The organism is Pseudomonas sp. GL-B-19, from assembly GCF_019956415.1.
GTDB lineage: Bacteria > Pseudomonadota > Gammaproteobacteria > Pseudomonadales > Pseudomonadaceae > Aquipseudomonas.
Map to the genome: position 1 here is coordinate 145,974 of NZ_JAHBDK010000020.1, position 21,390 is coordinate 167,363.

Sequence of the window (21,390 nt, forward strand, 5' to 3'; positions counted from 1 at the left end):
AGAACGTAAGTCCTAATTTTTACCATATCTCGGCACGACCCCGAAAAGATGCCGCAAAAAAATCTAAAACCACTGGGTATAAGGCTTGTGGCGGTGTGCCTCGGAAAGAATTGAGGCAAAAATATTCGTGTAAGCTGTTGAATTATATGAAGATATCTAATTGACTTAAAATCCCCCGCTCGTAAGGGCGTGCCGGTTTTAGCTTGCCCTGAATTTCATAGCTGACTTCGCGAGCCTCCCAGTGCGTTGGAAGAGTCGGGTTTCGCTTTCTGGCCTGCGGCGAGACTTTCATGCGCACCAAACGGTCGTGCTGGCCGTAACGAGTCACTTCCTCGCAGACCAGTCCCTTTTTTGTCGGGATCAACCAATGACGGTTGGTCCCGGCTTTGCTCAGGCCCGACAGCATTTCAGCGCCCCAGAACCCTTTGTCGAACAGCGTCACCGAGTGGTCGGGGATCTGCTGCAAAAACTCGTCGGTCAAGTGCATTTCACTACGTCGGTATGGGCTCAATTGCGCATCCAGGATCAAATGCGAACGCACATTCATCAACGCCACCAGGCGCATCATGGGAAACGGCGTCTGGCGGTCGGTCGAGGTGTTTCCCGACCCGAAGTGATCGCGAAGCTCGGCCGTATCCGGGGTGCGCAAGAGCGCGCCGTCCACCGCGAGTACCTGAAGATCGTGCCAGGCATCACCGTCATTGCGCTCCGCGCCCCATTGGGTGCCGGTCTTGCGGAACAACCACTCAACGGGATCGGCGCCGAGCCGCTTTCGAGCTTCGGTTACACCGCTGCGGGCCAACAGGTGGTCGGAGGCCAGGCCTTGGGCACAAATGTTCAATCGTCTCGCCACCTCGTGGACCGGCTCGTCACGAAACAGCGCCATCCCGAGCACCAGCCAAAGCACTTGATCAGCGGGTAGGCGACGTCGGCGAATAGTGGCCTGACTGGATAGAGCCAGCGCAGACGCTACCCACTTTATGGGGATGTTTTGGGTAAAGGTGCTCAGGTCGCAGAAGTAGAAAAGGTCGCCAAGGTCGAGCAGGTCCTGTTGAACAGACATAAAAAATCCGATACCAGAGGTCTGGCATCGGATTTTCGGATAAGCCCGGCTTGGACTCAAATGCTTAAGTGAACAGCATTACGCCTAGAGCGGGCTTTTTGTTGTCTATGGTTTCCGAAATTTGTCCACTTGAATAGGTGGACACCATCTCTTAGCTTGGCGGGGCCAGTCCAGACGGGATGCCCGGACGGTTACACTGATGAGGCCGGTATCACGGGTAGAAGATCTGGGGGCTTTCAGACGTTGTCGAACTGAATCGCCCCTGTTTCGTAGACACAACGGAATGACTGTTTTATGGCCGATTTCTGTCTTTCGCGACAGGCAAAAAGCGGCCCAGAGTGTGTAAAAACGCTCATAACCTGATCGTCTTGGGTCATTGACGTTCGTTGGTTGAGCGATCGCACGGTCAATGCTTCGAGTCGCATCGGTCGCGACTTGGAACACGTGACGCTGTTTTTACAGCCTCTGGGATGGGCCAAAACCAGCCTTTTTCAGGCCGACAGCGCCTTCATTAAATCGTTGGCACCGATGATTTTCGTGACCCGTTTCAAGTTGTAGGCGAGCACATTCAAGCTCATCTCCGAGCTCACCCCGGCCAGCTTTCGCGTCAGGAAGTGCGTCGCACCCATCCATTGTTTGAGCGTCCCGAAGGGATGCTCAACCGTCCGTTTTCGGACTCGCATCATCTCCGGTGCTTTGCCCAACCGAAGCTGCATTTCCTCCAATACGGCTTCATGCTCCTAGCGTCGAACTCGTCGTTCCGTGCTCGGTGTGCATTGCGACTTCAACACGCAGCCCTGGCATTTCGAACTCCAGTAACGATGCAACTTCAGGCCTTTTTCAACGTAGGAGTAGTGCCAGATCAGCGCCTCGCCAGCTGGACAAATGTATTCGTTTTTTGCCGCGTCATAGCTAAAGACATCGTTGTTGAAACGACCGTCGGCTTTGGCTCCAGAGGTCATCGGCTTGGGCACATAGGCGGTGATGCCGGCATCGTGACAAGCCAGGATTTGTTCGCTTTTGAAAAAACCTCGGTCCGCCACCACCGACAACGTTTCTGACGCTATCGCCTCGCGGGCCTGCTTGGCCATTGAACTGAGTTGATCGCGGTCAGAACCGACGTTGGTCACCTCGTGCGCAACGATCAAATGGTTCTGGGTATCGACCGCTGTCTGCACGTTGTAGCCAACGATTCCCGTGCCGTGCGTCATCATGGAACGGGCGTCTGGATCGGTCAGTGAGACCTGTTTATCCTGCGATTCATTGAGCTGGATTTCGATCGCTTGAAGCTCCTTCATTTGAGTTTTGAGCTTGGCGATTTTCTCTTCCAGCCGCACGGCACTGGACACGGAAGCTGTGGGTTCTTGCCGATCGGCAGCATCGAGTGCCGTCAGGTAACGGTTGATGCTCGATTCAATTTCTTCCATTCGCAGCTTCAGTTTGGCGCTGGTGAAATTGCGGTCGCGATTGTTGACTGCTTTGAATTTGCTGCCATCGATGGCGACCAGATGTTCTCCGAACAGTCCCAACTGCTGACACAGCACGACGAACTGGCGACAGACGCCTCGGATGGCCTTGCTGTTGTCTTTTCGGAAGTTGGCGATGGTCTTGAAATCCGGCATCAAACGCCCGGTCAACCACATCAGCTCGACGTTGCGTTGAGCTTCTCGCTCCAAACGTCGGCTCGACTGGATGCGGTTGAGATAGCCGTAGATATAGATCTTCAGCAAGATCGCCGGGTGGTAAGCAGGCCGGCCAGTATCGGCTGGGATCGCACCTCCAAAACCCAGATTGACCAGGTCGAGTTCGTCGACGAAGACGTCGACTACACACACCGGATTGGTATCGCTGACGTAGTCGTCGAGGCTCTCGGGAAGTAAGGTGCCTTGGCCTCGATGTTCACCTTGGATAAAGCGCTTCATGGGCGATCCCTGCGATGAAATCCTCAGAAATCATAACAAGGGTTCGCGAAGGCGTTTTTACACACTCTGGGCCGGTTGTTGCCTGTCAGGAAGGGATGCAATCAACTGTGGATTTAACCGTGTAGGAACGTCTACACCGTCGGCCTCTATGACCCGCGCCACAATAATGGGGCTGCTGAGTACGGCATTATCCATGGCAATGAAAGGCCAGTACTATAACGGCCACCCCTTTCCGATACCAACGCTCGAACCGGTAAAATACCGATGAATCGTTCTTCAAGGAGATATCCATGGCATCAGGGCAATGTCTTTGCGGGGCTGTACGCTTTTCCCTAGGGGTTGAACCACGATTTTTTTATCGATGCCATTGCACCCTATGCCGCAAGCAAACCGGGGTCGGCCATAATCTCGCCACACTGGTCAAAGCTCGTGACTTTCGATGGGAAGAAGGGCAAGGTGCGATCACAAGTTGGCGCAAACCCAGCGGGTACAGAAATGACTTTTGCTCACGATGTGGCTCGACCGTGCCTAATGCTCTTCGCGAGACGCCTTACTTCTGGATTCCGCTTGGACTTCTAGATGGTGAACTGAGCATGGAGTGTGTTGGAGATTTCTGCACCGATGACGCTATGCCATGGGATGAACAACGCTCGGAAAAAAGTCATCGCTCAGCCCCGGATTCACTTGGGTTTCTTCTGCAGGAACTCCAGGTCAACAATGATTGACCCAGGAGCTTTCTGGTAGTCCGGCCCAAATTCGGCTCACCACCGTCCGCTTCTGGCCGATTTCTGCCTGTCGCGACGGGTATAAATCGACGCGCTGCGCGCCAGGTCGAGGCGCTCATTCAATTCGCGCAGCTGCAGTGACGGTTTCAGGGCATGCACGTAACAGCCGTGGCTGATGATCCGCCGCTTGAGCAGTTCGCGGTCGCGGGTTAGCACAATGCGTCCTTGCTGTGCAGCGATCCTGGCGATCTCGCCAACCTCGAAGCCATTGTCGTAATCGCAGTCTGGTTGGCCCGCCCGACGGGTACGGGCCATAGCCTTTCAGTGCCATCCGGGTCAGTCGAGTGGCAACGATATCGTTAATCTCGTTCCTTTATCCGGTGCGCTGTCGATCGTGAATTCCCCGCCCAGCATGCTGATGCGTTCCTTCATTCCCACCAACCCGAACGATTTCAATTTTTTGCGATCCGTCATGCCTACGCCATTGTCTTTGATCTTCAGGTAAAGCCGGCGACCCTCCCTGGAGAGTTCGATATGCACCTGTGTCGCTTGCGCGTGCCGGGCAATATTCGACAGCGATTCCTGCACGATGCGGAACAAAGTCGTGGCGGACTTTTCATTCAAATCGCAACGGAAATTTTCGTCTTTCGCCGACATCGTGCAATCGATCGCGCTGCGCTGCCGGAACTCTTCAAGTTGCCACTCGATCGCTGCCTGCAATCCCAGATCGAGTACGGGTGGTCGAAGATCATTGATGATACTGCGGACACTGCGGATGGCTGTATCGAGGTGATTCAGAGCATCGCTGGCCTTTTCGTTGAGCTTGGGGTGCATGGTACTGGTGCGCGCCTGCAACATGGAGACATCGATTCGCAACGCCAGCAGACTCTGTCCCAGTTCGTCATGGATGTCGCGTGCGATCCGCTTTCGCTCTTCTTCCTTGATGTGCTCCTGATAGGAGGCCAGTTCACGCAGCAGCAGCTTCGATTGCAGCAATTCTTCGGCCTGTATCGTCAGTTTGCGCTGCAGGTAGAACAGGTCGACAAACACCCGGATCTTGGCGCGAAGAACCTCGGCCACAATCGGCGAGAAGATGTAATCCACTGCGCCGGACGTATAACCGCGGAAACGCTCGGAATCCGTATCGGCCTCAGCTGTTACGAAGATAATGGGCGTGTGGGCCGACTTCGGGCGGCCGTGAATGAGTGCCGCGGTTTCAAAACCGTCCATCACCGGCATTTTCACGTCGAGCAGAATGACTGCGAAGTCGCGCTGCAATAGCAGGCGCAGCGCCTCGCGCCCGGAAGTCGCCGTGGCAATATCGAGGCTCATGTCGGCAATCACCGCGGCAAGCGCCGTAAGCTTGGCGGGATTGTCATCCACCAGCAACACTGATGCTGGCACGCCATCAGGCGGGAGCGGTTGCCGCACCTGGGCTCTGTCTTTGAATACCGGGGGTTCCTGCTGCATATTCATGCCACTCGGATTGCGCTAGCGCCTCTGGCCGTAACGCCAGCACCGGTAAAATCGAGCCGGCCTTGCGCACATTGCCACCTTTGCTGTCGCGCAATGAGCGCGGTACAGAGTCATCGATAGAGCCATTTGCGCATCAGTGACAGCAGCTGGTCGGTATCCACCGGCTTGCTGACATAGTCCGATGCTCCTGCTTCGAGGCACTTTTCACGGTCACCCATCATCGCCTTGGCCGTCAGCGCAATCATGGGCAGGGTTTCAAATCTTTTGAATGTACGGATCTGGCGCATGGTTTCAAAGCCATCCATCTCGGGCATCATGATGTCCATCAGGACGATGTCGGTATCGGGCTGCTGCTGCAGCAGTTCTATGGCGGTTCGGCCGTTTTCGGCCGTGGCCACCAGCATTTTGTTGCACTCAAGCACGCTGGTCAGGGCAAAAATATTGCGCACGTCATCGTCGACCACCAGGGCCTTTTTACCCTCGAGACTGTCCGAACCCTCATAGAGTTTTTCCAGCATCCTGCGCTGGGTCTGCGGCAGCCTGGCTACGACGCGGTGTAGAAACAGCGCGGTTTCGTCGAGTATGCGCTCGGGGGATTGAACTGCCTTGATGACGCCCTTGCCGAGCAGTGTTCTGAAAAGCTCGTGTTCCGGCTTGGTCAGTGTATCTGCACCATAGACGACGATCGGCAATTCACGCATTGCGCGGTCTTCCTGCAACGCCTCGAGAAACCTGATGCCGGATGCGTCGGGCAGTTTGAGATTGATTGCCATGCAGTCGTAGCGTTTCTTTGCCAGTTTCTTCAAGGCTTCAGCGCCGCTGTCGGTCGTCGTGATCTTCACGTCGGTGTTGCCGAGTAGATCGAGGATGCGGGCGCGGCTCCCTTCGTCGCCGTCGAAGAGCAGCAGACTCCTGGTCTTGCGCCGTGCGAATGCCACGATGCCGACCAGCGCATTTTGAATCTCGTCGGCTGTGACCGGCTTGAGCAGATAGTCGAAAGCGCCATAGCGCAGCCCGCGTGTGCGGTCGTCGGCGATCGAGATGATCTGGACCGGGATGTGACGCGTGGCGAAATTTCGCTTCAACTGTTCGAGTAGCAACCAGCCATCGATGTCCGTCAGGCTCGGGTCTAGCGTGATCGCGGCGGGTTTGAAGCGCTCGACAAGCTCCAGTGCATCCGCGCCACGGGTCGTGACGATAGCCCTGAATCCCTTCTGGTGCGCGGCCTCGAGCAGAATGCTGGCGAATCGGGCATCGCCTTCGAGCATCAGCAGCACTTGGTCCCCGGGTTGGACAGACTCGCGGTCGTCCAGTATCTGTGCAGACGGGTCTGACATCAGGTCGCGCTTGACTTGGCCAGGTACTGTCTCTGTCGCTGATTCGTCTAGCGTCTGACGCTGGGCATCCTGTGTACGCAAGGGCACGTACAGCGCGAAAGTACTGCCCTTGCCGATCTCACCGGGGATCAGCCGCAGCTCACCGCCCAGCCGGTGTGCGAGCTCGCGGCTGATCGACAGGCCGAGGCCGGTGCCGCCGTATTTTCGTGAGGTTCCGGTATCTGCTTGCTGGAACGCCTCGAAGATGAGCTTCTGCTTGCCGGCAGATACGCCAATGCCGGTGTCGGTAACCACGAAGGCAACCACCGCATCGGCGCGATTCAGTTCGCTGTGATCCACGCTCCACCCGGACACAGCGGGCGCGATGCTGATATTGACGCTGCCTTGCTCGGTGAACTTGAAGGCATTGGACAGCAGGTTCTTGACCACCTGCAACAGGCGCTTTTCGTCGGTCCAGATGACGGGGGGCAGGGTAGGCGCCAGTTCAATCGTGAAGGTGAGGCCCCGGCTTTCGGCGACCGGCCGGAAGGTGCGTTCGATCTGGTCGTGCAGATCGGCGAACAGCGCTTCATTCAGATCCAGTGTGACCGTCCCCGACTCGATCTTGGACAGATAGAGAATCTCGTCGATCAGCTCCAGCAGGTCTTTGCCCGCGCTACGGATGGTCTTGGCATATTGGACCTGCCTGGGAGTGAGATTGTGTTCCGCGTTGTCGCTGAGTTGCTGGGCCAGGATCAGCAAGCTGTTCAATGGCGTTCTGAGCTCATGGGACATACTGGAGAGGAATTCGGACTTGTACTTCGAGGTCAGCATCAGCTGCTCCGCTTTCTCCTCCAGCGACAGCTTGGTGATTTCGACTTCGCGGTTCTTGCGCTCGACTTCGGTTTTCTGCTCGGCCAGCAGTCCAGCCTTGTCCTCCAGTTCCTCGTTGGTCTGTCTCAATTCTTCTTGTTGCCTTTGCAGCTCCTGCGCCAGCGATTGCGACTGCTTGAGCAGTTCTTCTGTACGCATATTGGCTTCGATTGTGTTGAGCACGATACCAATCGATTCAGCAAGCTGATCAAGGAAGGTTTGATGAATGATGCTGTAGCGCGTGAACGAAGCCATTTCGACGACGGCCTTGACCTTGTTCTCGAACAGGATCGGCAACACGATGATATTCAGCGGGGCGGCCGCACCCAGTCCCGATGAAATCGCGACGTAATTTGCGGGTACATCGGTCAGCAGGATGCGCTGCTTCTCGTAAGCGCATTGCCCGACCAGGCCCTCGCCGAGCCGCCACTCATCGTTCACATTGATGTTTCCCTTGTACGCATAAGCCGACAGCAGTTTGAGTTTCGGAGGGTAGGGCGGGTTCTCGTTCATCATGTAGAACACACCGTGCTGGGCGTTGATCAGCGGAGCCAGTTCTGACAGCACCATCTTGGAGACTGCCGCCAGATCGCGCTGGCCCTGCAGCAGGCGGGTAAATTTTGCGAGATTGGTCTTGAGCCAATCCTGTTCCGCGTTTTGCCGCGTGGTTTCCCTCAGGTTGCGGATCATCTCGTTGACGTTGTCCTTCAATTCCGCCACTTCACCCTTTGCTTCGACCTCCACGTAACGAGTCAGATCGCCCTTGGTCACGGCAGTCGCCACGTCGGCAATTGCGCGCACCTGATTGGTCAGGTTGGCGGCCAGACCGTTCACGTTATCGGTCAGATCGCGCCAGGTGCCGGCAGCTCCCGGCACGTTGGCCTGGCCGCCCAGCTTGCCCTCGACGCCCACTTCACGCGCCACCGAGGTCACCTGATCGGAGAACAGCGCCAGCGTATCGGTCATACCGTTGATGGTGTCGGCCAGCTCGGCGATCTCGCCCTTGGCTTCCAGTGTCAGTTTCTTCTTCATGTCGCCGTTGGCTACCGCGGTCACCACTTTCGCGATGCCTCGCACCTGGCTGGTCAGGTTGGCCGCCATGAAGTTCACGTTTTCGGTCAAATCCCTCCAGGTGCCGGACACGCCTTGCACCTGTGCCTGTCCCCCAAGCTTTCCTTCGGTGCCGACTTCGCGCGCCACCCGCGTCACTTCGGCGGCAAAGCTATTGAGCTGGTCCACCATGGTGTTGATGGTGTTCTTCAGCTCCATGATTTCGCCCTTGGCTTCCACGGTAATCTTGCGCCCCAGGTCGCCTTTGGCCACCGCCGTCGTCACGTCGGCGATGTTGCGGACCTGATTGGTCAGGTTGGCCGCCATGCTGTTGACCGAGTCGGTCAAATCTTTCCAGGTTCCACCGACGCCAGCCACCTTGGCCTGGCCACCGAGCTTGCCGTCAGTCCCCACTTCGCGTGCCATGCGCGTCACTTCGTCGGCAAAGGTCGAGAGCTGGTCCACCATCGTGTTGATGGTTTCCTTGAGTTGGAGAATTTCACCTTTCGCTTCGGCGGTGATCTTGCGCGACAGGTCGCCGTTGGCCACCGCCGTCGTCACGTCAGCAATGTTGCGCACCTGGGTGGTCAGGTTGGCCGCCATGCCGTTGACCGAATTGGTCAAGTCCTTCCAGGTACCGGATACACCGGTCACTTCGGCCTGTCCGCCCAGTTTGCCTTCGGTACCGACTTCCAGCGCGACGCGTGTCACCTCCGCGGCGAAGCTGGAGAGCTGGTCGACCATCGTGTTGATAGTGTTTTTCAGTTCGAGAATCTCGCCCTTGGCTTCAACCGTGATTTTCTTGCCGAGGTCGCCGCGCGCCACCGCCGTCGTCACCTGTGCGAGGTTGCGCACCTGGGTGGTCAGGTTGGCCGCCATGCCGTTGACCGATTCGGTCAGGTCGCGCCAGGTGCCTGATACGTCGCGAACTTCCGCCTGACCGCCCAACTTGCCTTCGGTACCGACTTCCAGCGCCACGCGGGTCACCTCCGCAGCGAAGCTCGAGAGCTGGCCGACCATCGTGTTGATGGTATTTTTCAGCTCGAGAATCTCACCCTTGGCTTCGACGGTAATCGTCTTGCCCAGATCGCCTTTGGCCACCGCGGTCGTCACGTAAGCGATGTTGCGCATCTGGGTGGTCAGATTGGCGGCCATGTCGTTGACGGAGTCGGTCAGGTCTTTCCAGGTACCGGACACCCCTTTGACATTGGCCTGCCCACCGAGAATCCCTTCAGTGCCGACTTCGCGCGCCACGCGGGTCACCTCGGAAGCGAAGGAGCCCAGTCGCGTCACCATGGTGTTCACGATCTCGGCGGATTTGAGGAACTGGCCCCGCAGTTTCAGGCCGTCGAGTACCGGCGGTACCTGCTGGCTCAGATTACCCTCGGCAACCGAACCGACAACGCGAATGATCTCGTTCATCGGGCTGATGAGGTCGCTGGTGAGCGCATTGCTCGAGTTGACGATCTTTTGCCATGAGCCTTTCATCATCGGCAATTCGATACGCTCATCGACCTTGCCCTGCTTGCCGATCAGTCGCGCCACGCGTTCGAATTCGGTGGTGGTGTCGGCTGCCATGTCGATGATCTCGTTGAGCGTGTCGGCGATCTTGCCCGGCATGCCGGTCCAGTCTTCCGGCATACGCGTGGTGAAGTCACCTCTGCGCAACGACTTCAGCGCTGCCAGCAACGTCTTCATGTCGAAAACTTCGATCGGTGTCGTCACTGTGGCCATGCCTCTGTCGAGTCAAAATTGATGCCACGGGCAAGGCATTACCCATGGGCGTGCAGATAACCCTAAGAGCTTAGGCGCCGCTAACGCCTGAGGCAAAAGTGCAAATGTGCTACCTGCCTGCTAACGTCAAACTGCTGCTGCAGCAGACTGCATGCCTTGCCGGCCACTGGCCGCAGGGTTAGTGTGGGAATGCATGAGCGCGCGCCACTGTGCCGGCAGGTTCAACATCATCAGTACATCGAGACACGATACGGCCAGGGCCTTGCGGGTGCGAATGGAAAATACAGATGACTGACCACAAAATCAGAGTCTTGCTGGTGGATGATCACAGCATCGTGCGTAACGGCGTGCGACGCATGCTGGAGACTGCCAACGAGATCGACGTTACGGGTGAAGCAGAGACGGCACAAGACGCAATGCTCCTGGTCCGGGAGCAAGATTTCGACGTGGCACTGGTAGATATTCAGCTGCCCGATAAGACCGGCCTCCAACTCCTCAAGCTTATGCGTGCGGAGAAGCCCAAGCTCGCCGTTCTGATGTTGAGCATGCATTCGGTCGAGGCCTATGCGTTACGTGCAATCAAGCTCGGCGCTGCGGGATACCTCACCAAAGATATTTCCGCAGCCACCCTGGTTACGGCAGTTCGCAAGGTGGCCTCAGGCGGCAAGCACGTCAGTCCTGAGCTGGCAGAAAAACTGGTCAACGCTATCGGCAGAGGCGATGAGGCACCCCACGAAGCGCTATCCGATCGGGAACTTGAAGTACTAAAGCTCCTCGCTTCAGGCGAGAGAATTGTCCGCATCGCTGAGATATTGCACTTAAGCCCGAGTACCGTCACGACGTACCGGGCACGCATCCTGGAAAAAACAGGGATGGACAGCAACGCGAAACTGGCCCGCTATGCACTCGAAAACGGCCTGTTAACTTAGAACGCCCGGCCATCCGACGCAGCCGAGCCACTCAAGCGTTCCAGGCATCCGCCACTCTCTGCGGCAAATGCCTCGGCATCATCGAATCGTCCTGATTGAACTTCAGCTGCGGTTTAACCAACTGTGCAGGAATGATGCGCAGTACATGCCCGGCTTCAACGAAGCGTGACCCGATCCAGCTGCTTGTAGTGGAATCACTACAAACTCTAGGCCGATATCTCCACAAAGAACTCCTGCTAACGTCGATAGTGGGATCCGTTCCACTCAAGCATATTTACCGCTCTGCAAGATTTCGTCCGCTGAATGGAGTTGTCTTCGTCAGCGTCTTGTACCGCCATGTCAAAAAAGAGAGGTCAAATCATGCAGGTCACCCACACAGAACCAGTGACCGCACTGATGCCAGCCAGAAATTCAGGCCCTCTGCGCCTGTTTGTCGTTGAGGATTTGAACGTCGTGCGAGCGCTGTGGCGCACGGTGTCGCCCCGGATCGCGGGCCTGTCACTTGCTGGGGCGTTCCACCGCGCATCGACCGCTATCGCCGCCATCCGGCGTGATCCACCCGATGTCGTCTTGCTGGACGTCAACCTCAGCGACGGTAATGGCATGGAAGTATTGCGTGTGGTCGCCGCTGAGTATCCGCTGACAAAAGTCATAGTGGCCAGCAATTGCGCTGATCCGACACATTGGAAGTACTTCACAAAAGCAGGAGCCTACGCCTCCTACGACAAGATCCATGAACTTGCCGCCATGCGCCGCATGTTGGAGCGTTTGGCCAAGTCCCTGTTACCAGCTGCTCGAACCTTCTCGCCTGCTTCAGGATATGCGTGAGAGCAAATTGCACGGGTCAGAAAAGACTCTGGAATCGATATACGTAAGTTGAGCGCGGAGTGCGCGCTGCATTCATGTTGAATCAGTGTTGAATCAGTGTTGAATCAATGTTCTAACTGGAGGACGTCATGATGATAGGTATAGGTTATTGGTTGTGCGCGTTGCTGTGGGGTGTGGTGCTGCTGGAGGAGATCCAATGCATGCCCCTAAAAGAATGGAAAGACGAGGGTCTGAAAAAGGTTCTGTTGCTGCGTCGGACTAGAACCCGAACCAACTACTTTTTAGCGTTGATCGCGGGCGCATTGTGCCTTTATAGCGAAATCCTGGTGGCGCCGGTCGATCAGAACATTTTCAATCCGGAGCTAATACTTGCCCTGTGTAGTGTTCTTTGGGGTGCTTATCTTTCCGTAGTCAGTATGAAGGGGAAGCGATAGATGCCTATCGCCATGATGACTGCGGGTAATTGATATTTCACTATCGTCGGCCGGCAGGGATACTCCGCCGGTCAGGCGCTCAACTCAGCATTTGAACAGCCGCAGCAGCGAACTTCGAAGCGTGTCTGCGCGTGATGAAGGGCGGCTAGCGCAGTCAGAAATGGCTGCCGGGGAACAATACGACCTGCTTCTGAGGTTAGCGGACGAGTTTCAGGCGCGCGGCAATATTGATTGGGATGAGCGAAAGGATCTGGTGCTCGAGGCGGATTCAACACACTGGATTTAGTGCAGGCGGGATCACGGTTAAACCGGCGCTAGCAGCACCTTGGGTGCTGCTAGCGAGGCTTGAGGCTGCTCATTTCTGTCAGCCGGGGGACAGGCTACACCGATCAGCTGTTGGCGTGATCGGTCGCCTTGGCCTTGCTTTCAGCTACAGCGGCTTCAGCCTTCTGTTTCTGTGCAACCTGGTAGGCTTCCATCGAGACTTTCCGGGCCGACTCCATGCGATTGAACGTCTTGTCACCACCACCTGTGGCCATCGCCAGAGAAGAGGCGGTCAGAGTGGCGACTACGAAAAGGGCTTTCATGGATTTCATTGGGATATCCTCAAGTGAAATTTTGTGAACTGCTAACAGCGGGATTTATTGGCTAAAGCTGAATTTCCTCGTTCAACCTGGCTTCACCATCCTGCCAAGGCGGCGTTTCCTACTGTCCTGGTGCCTTGCTCCATACGCGCTTCGGTGTCTCTGTCTTTTGCCCAGGCAGTGAGCAGTACCATCATCCCGAAACCGCCGACGATGAGAACCGGATAGGCTGCCAGCAACTCCACCAGCGAGTACTTCCAGGCCAGCGGACGACCAACACCCAGCATGGCGGCATAGAACCACGACACGCCAGAGAACGCCCCCGAGAACAGCGCCAGCATGCGCAGGCTGAAGGAGAGTTTCAGTAACGAACCGGCTTTTTTCAGAGCGGGCATTACAGCGCTATGCAACAGGAAGCCGTTAAAGGTCAACAGCACAACTATGCCAATTTTGGCTTGTAGTTTTGGATTGAGGAAATACTCCATCCCCTTGCCGGCATAATCGATCCCGACGATACCAATGCCCGTAATCCAAAGCGCTACAAGTGCAAGTCCTACGGTTTTTTGAAGGCTTTCCATGTGCGCATCATCGTGGTGGCCTGACGCATCTCCCTTCAGGAGTTGCTTGACCATTGCAATGTCACTGGTCAAAACCAGCCCGATTGCCACACAGCAGGCGATAAGATGAAAATATACAACGCCCAAACGCACATATTCCACGGTGGACGAAGAAAACATACTAAGTTCCATGGTGACCTCTTGGTTTCAATAGTGAATCAACTTGGCTCTCGGCACGGCTTGATTGTAATTTACCGTTGCTGACTGCCATTTAGATCCAGCAATTGTTATCAATTAATCTTGCGACATTACGCCGCCAAGATAATAGTGAGTTTCTCGAATGAACTTTTAGTCATTCGATCATGTCCATTTTCAGGTAACAAAAAACCTCAATCGCACTGAGTGCATGGGAGGTTTAACTTCCGCTTCTGGGGGGGCGGTGAGGCCCGGAACCCGATCGACGAGCGAATCAGGCAATGTTGGTGGGGTCGGCGGGGCTTCCACCCCATTCGAGGAAACGGATCTTGTGAACCTCGCCCTCGCTGTCTTCGTAGACCAGGGTCACCGGTACCACGCCGGTCTTGTCGGATGTATCGGTGCGCTGCAGTACCCGTTTCACATCGATGTCCATCCCGTAGTGGTATTCGACGGCTGAGACATGCGCGCCGGGGTCTTGCAGGCTGCTCTGGTCGAAGACACTGGGTGCGAGACTGGAAATCACGGCACTGACAATTGTGGCCATGCTCATAAGGCTGTACCTCCACTGAAGTTCGCTTGACAAGGACTTAATGTGACACGTGGTGAAAGTGAAGTTCACTTCACCGCGACGAACGCGCCTGCCTGCAAAGCCTGTAGTGGCTGCAAACTCCCGGCAATTCCCCGCGCTTGACGCCTTTCGACCATTCGTCCTTTAAACCCCGTATTTGTTGGCCAAAGTCCGATTCTGATGGAGGTCATAACATGTCATGACAGATTGTCACGCACGGTGAATCAGTGCCTTCAATTCAGTCGGCTGAAGCCGAGTGATCGCGAACGCCTGCATTACCCAAGTCCGCCTGGCACTGGAAAAACAGTAGGCAGCCAAACAGGTTCTGGCCCAATTCGACACCCAATTGATCGGGGAAGAAATAGATATGTTCACGCGGTGGTTGTGACGGTGTATGGACCGAAAACGCCTGCTATCGAGCCAGGGGAGAAATGTCGGGTATTGGCCGTTTTTTGCCTGTCGCGAAGGACGGCAACCGATCCAAAACTGCCCATCGCAAGAAGCAGAAAACGACCCAGGCTGTGTGAAAACGCCAGTGGTTATCTAACCTTCTGGTCGTCTAGATCGTATTGGGGGCGATCATGAAGCGATTCATTGAAGGTGAGGCTCGGACGCAAGTCACGTTGCTGCCTGAGTGCCTGGACGATTACGTAGCCGAAGAAAACCCAGTGCGCGTGGTCGGCTTGAGCGTGAGGCCGAGCGTAACGTCGAGTTGATGTGGCTGACGGGACGTTTGGCTCCAGACTTCAAAACCATTGCCGACTTTCGCAAGGACATCGGGGCGCAGCTTCACGACAGTCCAGACCAACAAATCTCTCTTACCGATCCAGATGCATGCTCAATGACCACGAGCGGTCGTGGCACCGGAACGGTTGGCTACAACGTCCAAACAGCGGTCGACGACAAGCACCATCTGATCATTGCCCATGAGGTGACCAACGTTGGTAATGATCGTGGGCAACTGAGCAATATGGCGGACCAGGCGCGTGCAGAAATCGAGGCTGAATCGCTGACGGTGGTGGTCGACCGAGGCTATTACAAAGGGCTGGAAATCCTTGCCTGCGAGCAAGCCGGCATCACTACCCTTGATGTCAGTTTGTTGTCGCCATATGTTATTGGCATTCATGGAGGATTCTGACTGATGGCACGTGTGGGTTTGATACTGACACCCGGTTTTGCGGACTGGGAATATGCTTTCATTGCTGGAACTGCGTCCCCGTTTTACGGGATCGACGTCAGGTTCTTCGCTGCTGCTACGGGGCAGTTCCGCTCGCAGGGCGGATTGGCTGTCACTGTCGATAGCAGTTTGCAGCAATGTCTGGAGTGGAAACCGGACGTCGTTGTCGTCATTGGTGGAATGTGCTGGGAACGCGTAGAAGCACCGGATATTCGAGACTTTCTTCATGCCAGTCGCTCAAGTGGGGCGACAATTGCCGGTATCTGTGGGGGAACGCTGGCACTTGCGAGGGCGGGGCTTCTCGACACGGTTCCTCATACCTCGAACAGCGCAGACTTCTTACAACAGAATGCCGTAGGTTATGAAGGGCACACACATTATCGAAGCAGTGCAGTGGCTGTGGTTGCAGACCGCATCATAACTGCTCCAGGCCCCGCGCCCGTTAGCTTCACCTGCGCAGTGTTTGAAGGTGCCGGGCTATCCTCAGAGATCACTTCTCAGTTCAGGTCAATGTTGGCAGTGGAACATGGGGGACTGCTTTCTCCTACAAAACAGTCGATCAGGTGATGTGTTGGAGTGGCCGCCGATCGCGGTCATTCCGGCGCCATTATCACCGCGAGCGTCATCTTGATGAACTCTTCGTTCTTGTCGATCGTTTGAAGGGCGCCGCGGATATTGCCGCCGATCTCGGCCGCTCCGCGCTGCTCAACCCAAAGCGTGAGCTCCATGATGGCATCCTCCAGGGCGAGGTGGTTTTCGTTGATCTTGAATAGCAGGGAAGGGAGCAGGTCTGAGTTTGGCATCGCGATTCCTCCATGGAGGCTTCAGCGCAGCAGCAGTATTGGGAAGTGACGAACGGTAGACAGGACATCTAGGGAGGGAATGAAGCTTGTACCACCTTTTGTACCACTGACCGTGTAAAGCAGGTTAAAACCGGGTATTCCAAAGTAAGGAAGTGACCGGTTTCATTGGCCCTGAGAACTTTTCCTCAGCTGACCCAGCTAAACAGCGGCAGCGGCCCGGACATCATGCAGGTAGGTATTACCCTGGGGGATGTCAGCCTGCGCAACGTACCCCAAGGTAGCGTGGCAGCAGAGTTGGCGTGTAGGGGAGAGGGCGACACGATGCAGCTTTCGGTTGAACATCCTACTGGTGAGTTCACCGTGGAACTGCGCTTCCAGGATGGGCGATTGACCCGTTGCGGATTGATGCGCACTGCCCGATTGCTAATGGACGGGGTTGTGTTTGTTCCTGATCCTGGGCCGCCCCTTGAACGAACCTGGTAACTTGGGTCATACCAGGGCAGGCGCTGAATGACCCGTGCGGTAAACCAATGCTCAGCGCTTGACCCCGATGCTCGTGATGAAACGAGTGATCGAGGATCGAGCGCTGGCGTTGTAATGTCAGACACTGCCGACCAATTTCCCCTCATTCATCCTGCGCTTGTACGCACTGTCCCGATTTGCCAACCAGAAATACAACGGCGAAGTCACCACCAGCCCGACCACCCAGGACAAGTCCGCGCCGTTGATGTGTTCTGAAATCGGGCCCACATACAACGGTGTGTTCATGAAAGGAATCTGCACCGCAATACCGAGCGCGTACGCCAGCAAGGCCTGCGGGTTGTAGCGCCCATAAATCCCGCCATCCACGCGGAAGATCGAGGCAATGTCGTACTTGCCTTTGTGGATAGCGTAGAAGTCGATCAGGTTGATTGCCGTCCATGGCACCAGCACTACCAACAACACCAGCACCATATCGACGAAGTGGCCGATAAAGTCTTTTGAGGCGAAAACTGCTGCAATCGCACATGCTGCCAGTACGAGGATGGAGATCACCGCTCGGCTTTTCGCGGTGGGGATCCAGCGATACGCAAAGGTCTGCACCAGGGTGATGATCGACAGCACCGCGCCATACAAATTGAGGGCGTTATGGCTGATCACGCTGAGCAGGAACAGCACCAACATCAACGGGCCGATAGAGCCGGTGGCAAGTTTGACGGCGTCCATCGTGTCCATGCCGACCGGGGTGGCAAGTACCGCGACGGCGCCGAAGATGAACGACAGACTGGAGCCCAGTGCCGAGCCCAGGTAAGTGGTCCAGAAAGTGGACGCGACCGGAACGTCAGCCGGCAGGTAGCGCGAGTAATCCGACACGTAGGGCGCGAAGGCGATCTGCCACAGCGCAGCCAGAGACACGGTAGCCAGCCAGCCGGAAATGTTGAATTCACCGCGGGTCAGAAAGTCCGTGGTCTGGATATGGGTAAAGATATAGCCAAACCCCAATACGATCCCGGCGCCCAGTACCCAGGTACCGATGCGGTTGAGCACATGGATAAAGCGGTAACCGATGATGCCGATGATCCCGGAGCCGATGGCGCCGATCACGATGCCCACGGGCACGGGCACTGCGTCGACCACACCGTGCAAGGATTTACCCGCCAGCACGATGTTGGAGGCAAAGAAGCCGATGTACATGACGCCGGCGATCACCACCACCAGCAATGCGCCGAGGGAGCCGAACTGGGCGCGGCTCTGGATCATTTGCGGGATGCCCATCTGCGAGCCCTGGGCCGAGTGCAACGCCATCAACACGCCGCCGACCAGGTGGCCGACGAGGATGGCGACGATGCCCCAGATCAGGTTCAGGTGGAACAGTTGCACTCCCAGTGCGCCGGTCACGATCGGCAATGGCGCGATGTTGCCGCCGAACCACAGGGTGAACAGGTCTCTTACCTTTCCATGGCGATCTTCAGGGGGCACGTATCCAATCGTGTGTTTTTCAATAAGCGGGGCGGAGGATGTCGCAGTGGTGACCATGAGGAACTCCAAGGCAAGGTGAGTACGTGGACGTACTTCGCAGTGCGCCGCCTGCGCGGCGCTTTGTTGTTGGAGTGATCATCTGCAATGGCGGCAGGCAGGTAAATTAGTAAGTTTGTTGCTATAGACCTTAAAAAAAGTATCTCGCCGGCCTTTTTGCTCCGGTATGTTGCATGCACCGTGATCGCTGAAGAAAACAGTTTTTTCTTGCACGTGTTTGGGGCGAAATCCCACGTTTAACGAGGTTCCGATGGCTGCCTACAACCTGCGCCAACTCAGATATTTTGTTACCACGGCCGAGTGCGGCAGCGTCGCCGAGGCGTCGCGCAAGCTGTATATCGCGCAGCCGTCGGTCTCCACCGCGATCAAGCAGTTGGAAGACAGCTTTGGTGTGCAGCTGTTTATTCGCCATCACGCTCAAGGCGTGTCGTTGACGCCCAGTGGTGCACGGTTTTATCGCAAGGCGCAGGAGCTGTTGCGGGTGGCCCATGAGTTCGAGCAGAACGCCCTGGCGGACAACGACGTGGTGGCGGGGCAGATCGATATCGGCTGCTTTGAAACCGTGGCACCGCTGTACTTGCCGCGCTTGATCGCCGGCTTCAAGACGCGTTGGCCGGGGGTGGAGATTCGGATTCGCGATGGCGAGCAACAGGAACTGGTACAGGCGCTGACGGCAGGCAGTATCGATGTGGCCATGCTGTACGAGCATGACTTGGGCGGCACCATTGAAACCACGCCATTGATGCCGCCGCAACAGCCGTATGCGTTGTTGCCGACGGATCACCGTTTTGCACAGCAGCCCAAGGTGTCGCTGGCGGACCTGGTGCTGGAACCGATGATTTTGCTTGACGTTCTGCCCAGCCGGACCTACTTCGTAAGCATCTTTGAAGAGCGCGGGTTGACGCCGAATATCGTGTTCAGCTCGCCGTCGATCGAGATGGTGCGGGGGATGGTAGGGCGGGGGTTTGGGTTTTCGATATTGGTGACCAAACCGTTCACCGAGTACACCTACGATGGGCAGAAAGTCGTCTGTGTGCCATTGGCCGAAACCGTCACCGGTTCAGGTTTGTCGGCGGTGTGGTTGCGCCGTTCGCCCCTGACCAAACCGGTGCAGTTATTTGTCGACTACTGCCGCGAAGAACTCGCGCAACTATTGGGCTAAACCCAGGATTAAAAATGTGGGAGGGGCTTGCTCCCGATAACAGTGTGACAGTCAACTTATGCATCGACTGAACCACTGCAATCGGGACGGTGCGGCGTTCCGACAAGCCCCCTCCCACATTTGATTTTTGGTGTCTGGTAGATAGGCGGCTCAGGCGCGGATTGATTCCAGCATCCGCAGTAGCATCGCATCACACCCCGCTAATTGCGCCACACTCACAAACTCATCCGGCTTATGCCCCTGGTCCATGCTCCCGGGCCCGCACACCACCGTGGGAATGCCCGCCGCATCGAACAACCCGCCCTCAGTACCAAACGCTACCGTGCCAAATTCCCGCGAACCGGAAAACGCCGCGATCAATTCTGCCGCCTGGCTGCGTTCGTCGGTGACCAAGCCTGGGTAAGCGGACAACTCGGTAAAACGAATCGCACTCTGGCGACTGACTGCCTGCATGCGCGGCAGCACTTTTTGCATGGCATAAGCCTGCAACTCCTCAGCTACCTCACCCGGATCCAGCGACGGCAAGGCACGAATCTCAAAATCAAACCGACAATCTGCCGGCACGATATTCAGCGCCTTGCCGCCACTGATCACCCCGGTTTGCACCGTGCTGAATGGCGGATCGAAACGCGCATCCTGGGTGTCCCGCAGGCGTTGCCCGATTCTTCCCAATTCACCAATCAACTCCGCCGCATGCTCGATGGCGTTCACCCCATACGGCGCATAGGCCGAGTGACATGCCTCGCCATGCACATCACAGCGCATGGCCAACTTGCCCTTATGGCCGAGTACCGGCTTGAGCTCGGTCGGTTCACCGATAATGCACAGCATCGGCTTCACCGGCCGCTGCTCAAGCACCTTGAGCAACGAACGCACACCGAGGCAGCCGACTTCTTCGTCGTACGACAGGGCGATATGCACCGGGATCCGCAGCGGCGCCTTCACCAATGCTGGCACCAGCGCCAGCACACAGGCTATATAGCCCTTCATGTCTGCCGTGCCCCGGCCAAACAGCTTGCCGTCGCGCTCAGTTAGCTCGAATGGCGGTACCGTCCATGGCTGCCCATCCACCGGCACTACATCGGTATGCCCTGAAAGTGCGATGCCCGGCAACTCCACCGGGCCGATGCTGGCAAACAGATTGGCCTTGCTTCGCTCCTCGTTGTAGACCAGATCGCTGGTCACACCGAAACCCGCCAAGTAATCATGCACAAACTCGATCAGATGCAGGTTGGATTCGCGGCTGGTGGTATCAAACCCTACCAGCGTCTGCAGCAGTTCGCGGCTGCTGCTCATCGGTCATCACCGGCCACGCCGTAGCCCGGGGAGCGATCGGGGGCGAGGGCGCGGTCGATGTAGTCCTGGACTTGCGGGCGGTAGGCGTCCCATAGACGTTGAAGGTCACCGACAGGATTCTCGTCGGCCCAATCCACTCGCAGGTTGATGATCGGCCATGTCAGCTCACCGACCACCACCAGCGCAGCAGAGTGCACCGGACCGGCCTCGCCGCCAGCAGCGATGGCCGCATGCATCGCGGCCAGCAGGCGATCGGCCAACTGGCCTTCGCCTTGCTCGAAAGTGCTGACCATCGCCTCGATCACCCCGCGGTCAGCGAGCATGTTGCCCGCCGCCACGCACTGCTCGCCCGACACCGCATTATGGGTGCCGAGGGTTTCGCTGCCGCTGAAATGGACGGCGCGACCCAGGTGATCAATCGCCGTCAGCTGTCGGTATTGGCTGTAGCCATTGCTGGTCAGGGCCTTGTCGAGCGCTTCGGCCGGGGCGAGGCCCTGTTCCAGCAGGTCGAGCACTTCAGGACCCAGGGCCGGCAAGGTGATGTTCTGGGTCGACACCGCGCCCACACCAGGGCGCAGCCATGGGCAACGGGCACCCACGGCGATGCTTGATGAACTGATGGCAATGCCCAGCTGGCCAGTGTCCGCACACCGGGCCACGATTGAAAAGGTCATGGGAA

At 56.8% G+C, this 21,390-nt stretch carries 15 protein-coding genes and 5 pseudogenes; 8 read left to right on the plus strand and 12 right to left on the minus strand.

From position 1 onward, the window contains the following. Positions 1-205: 205 nt before the first annotated feature. A pseudogene (locus tag KGB06_RS07375) lies at positions 206-1,063 on the minus strand (IS4 family transposase); the annotation flags it as partial. 491 nt (positions 1,064-1,554) lie between these two features. Next, positions 1,555-2,985: pseudogene (locus KGB06_RS07380) on the minus strand (IS1182 family transposase). 290 nt (positions 2,986-3,275) lie between these two features. On the opposite strand from KGB06_RS07380, the gene KGB06_RS07385 reads away from it, so the two are divergent. Continuing rightward, positions 3,276-3,710 (plus strand): GFA family protein, encoded by a 435-nt coding sequence (locus KGB06_RS07385; protein WP_223513303.1) that lies wholly within the window; start codon positions 3,276-3,278, stop codon positions 3,708-3,710. 90 nt (positions 3,711-3,800) lie between these two features. Here the strand turns inward: KGB06_RS07385 and KGB06_RS07390 are convergent. The 3 genes and pseudogenes from KGB06_RS07390 to KGB06_RS07400 form a co-directional block, all read right to left on the minus strand. Further along, positions 3,801-4,025 (minus strand): annotated as a pseudogene (locus KGB06_RS07390) (Mut7-C RNAse domain-containing protein); the annotation flags it as partial. Positions 4,026-4,046: 21 nt separating this feature from the next. Further along, on the minus strand, positions 4,047-5,186 hold the full coding sequence (locus KGB06_RS07395) for a response regulator (RefSeq protein ID WP_223513305.1): 1,140 nt from the start codon (positions 5,184-5,186) through the stop codon (positions 4,047-4,049). A 110-nt stretch (positions 5,187-5,296) separates the two neighbouring features. Beyond that, positions 5,297-10,123 (minus strand): HAMP domain-containing protein, encoded by a 4,827-nt coding sequence (locus KGB06_RS07400; protein ID WP_223513308.1) that lies wholly within the window; start codon positions 10,121-10,123, stop codon positions 5,297-5,299. A 323-nt stretch (positions 10,124-10,446) separates the two neighbouring features. On the opposite strand from KGB06_RS07400, the gene KGB06_RS07405 reads away from it, so the two are divergent. The 3 genes from KGB06_RS07405 (at position 10,447) to KGB06_RS07415 (ending at position 12,350) form a co-directional block, all read left to right on the plus strand. Next, on the plus strand, positions 10,447-11,088 hold the full coding sequence (locus KGB06_RS07405) for a response regulator transcription factor (protein WP_223513311.1): 642 nt from the start codon (positions 10,447-10,449) through the stop codon (positions 11,086-11,088). 360 nt (positions 11,089-11,448) lie between these two features. Further along, positions 11,449-11,916 (plus strand): response regulator, encoded by a 468-nt coding sequence (locus KGB06_RS07410; protein ID WP_223513314.1) that lies wholly within the window; start codon positions 11,449-11,451, stop codon positions 11,914-11,916. Between the two features lie 128 nt (positions 11,917-12,044). Beyond that, positions 12,045-12,350, plus strand: a complete 306-nt coding sequence (locus KGB06_RS07415; RefSeq protein ID WP_223513316.1) for a hypothetical protein — start codon at positions 12,045-12,047, stop codon at positions 12,348-12,350. A gap of 389 nt (positions 12,351-12,739) precedes the next feature. Here the strand turns inward: KGB06_RS07415 and KGB06_RS07420 are convergent, their stop codons facing one another. The 3 genes from KGB06_RS07420 to KGB06_RS07430 form a co-directional block, all read right to left on the minus strand. Beyond that, positions 12,740-12,946, minus strand: coding sequence for a co-regulatory protein PtrA N-terminal domain-containing protein (locus tag KGB06_RS07420; protein ID WP_223513318.1), 207 nt, complete (start codon positions 12,944-12,946; stop codon positions 12,740-12,742). Between the two features lie 83 nt (positions 12,947-13,029). Beyond that, positions 13,030-13,683 (minus strand): hypothetical protein, encoded by a 654-nt coding sequence (locus tag KGB06_RS07425; protein ID WP_223513321.1) that lies wholly within the window; start codon positions 13,681-13,683, stop codon positions 13,030-13,032. A gap of 277 nt (positions 13,684-13,960) precedes the next feature. Next, complete coding sequence (locus KGB06_RS07430; protein ID WP_223513323.1) at positions 13,961-14,239, minus strand: DUF2790 domain-containing protein; 279 nt, start codon at positions 14,237-14,239, stop codon at positions 13,961-13,963. Between the two features lie 599 nt (positions 14,240-14,838). On the opposite strand from KGB06_RS07430, the pseudogene KGB06_RS07435 reads away from it, so the two are divergent. Further along, a pseudogene (locus tag KGB06_RS07435) lies at positions 14,839-15,338 on the plus strand (transposase); the annotation flags it as partial. A gap of 60 nt (positions 15,339-15,398) precedes the next feature. Continuing rightward, positions 15,399-16,001, plus strand: coding sequence for a DJ-1/PfpI family protein (locus KGB06_RS07440; protein ID WP_223513326.1), 603 nt, complete (start codon positions 15,399-15,401; stop codon positions 15,999-16,001). 26 nt (positions 16,002-16,027) lie between these two features. Here the strand turns inward: KGB06_RS07440 and KGB06_RS07445 are convergent, their stop codons facing one another. Further along, complete coding sequence (locus KGB06_RS07445; protein ID WP_223513328.1) at positions 16,028-16,237, minus strand: hypothetical protein; 210 nt, start codon at positions 16,235-16,237, stop codon at positions 16,028-16,030. A gap of 273 nt (positions 16,238-16,510) precedes the next feature. On the opposite strand from KGB06_RS07445, the pseudogene KGB06_RS07450 reads away from it, so the two are divergent. Beyond that, positions 16,511-16,720 (plus strand): annotated as a pseudogene (locus KGB06_RS07450) (hypothetical protein); the annotation flags it as partial. A 117-nt stretch (positions 16,721-16,837) separates the two neighbouring features. On the opposite strand, the gene KGB06_RS07455 reads toward KGB06_RS07450, so the two are convergent. Next, positions 16,838-18,253, minus strand: a complete 1,416-nt coding sequence (locus KGB06_RS07455; protein ID WP_223513331.1) for a purine-cytosine permease family protein — start codon at positions 18,251-18,253, stop codon at positions 16,838-16,840. Between the two features lie 250 nt (positions 18,254-18,503). On the opposite strand from KGB06_RS07455, the gene KGB06_RS07460 reads away from it, so the two are divergent. Next, on the plus strand, positions 18,504-19,415 hold the full coding sequence (locus tag KGB06_RS07460; RefSeq protein WP_223513333.1) for a LysR substrate-binding domain-containing protein: 912 nt from the start codon (positions 18,504-18,506) through the stop codon (positions 19,413-19,415). A gap of 150 nt (positions 19,416-19,565) precedes the next feature. Here the strand turns inward: KGB06_RS07460 and argE are convergent, their stop codons facing one another. Then, positions 19,566-20,711, minus strand: coding sequence for an acetylornithine deacetylase (argE, locus tag KGB06_RS07465; RefSeq protein ID WP_223513335.1), 1,146 nt, complete (start codon positions 20,709-20,711; stop codon positions 19,566-19,568). Further along, positions 20,708-21,385 (minus strand): DUF1028 domain-containing protein, encoded by a 678-nt coding sequence (locus tag KGB06_RS07470; RefSeq protein ID WP_223513337.1) that lies wholly within the window; start codon positions 21,383-21,385, stop codon positions 20,708-20,710. The genes argE and KGB06_RS07470 overlap by 4 nt, the downstream gene beginning before the upstream one ends. Positions 21,386-21,390: the final 5 nt, after the last annotated feature.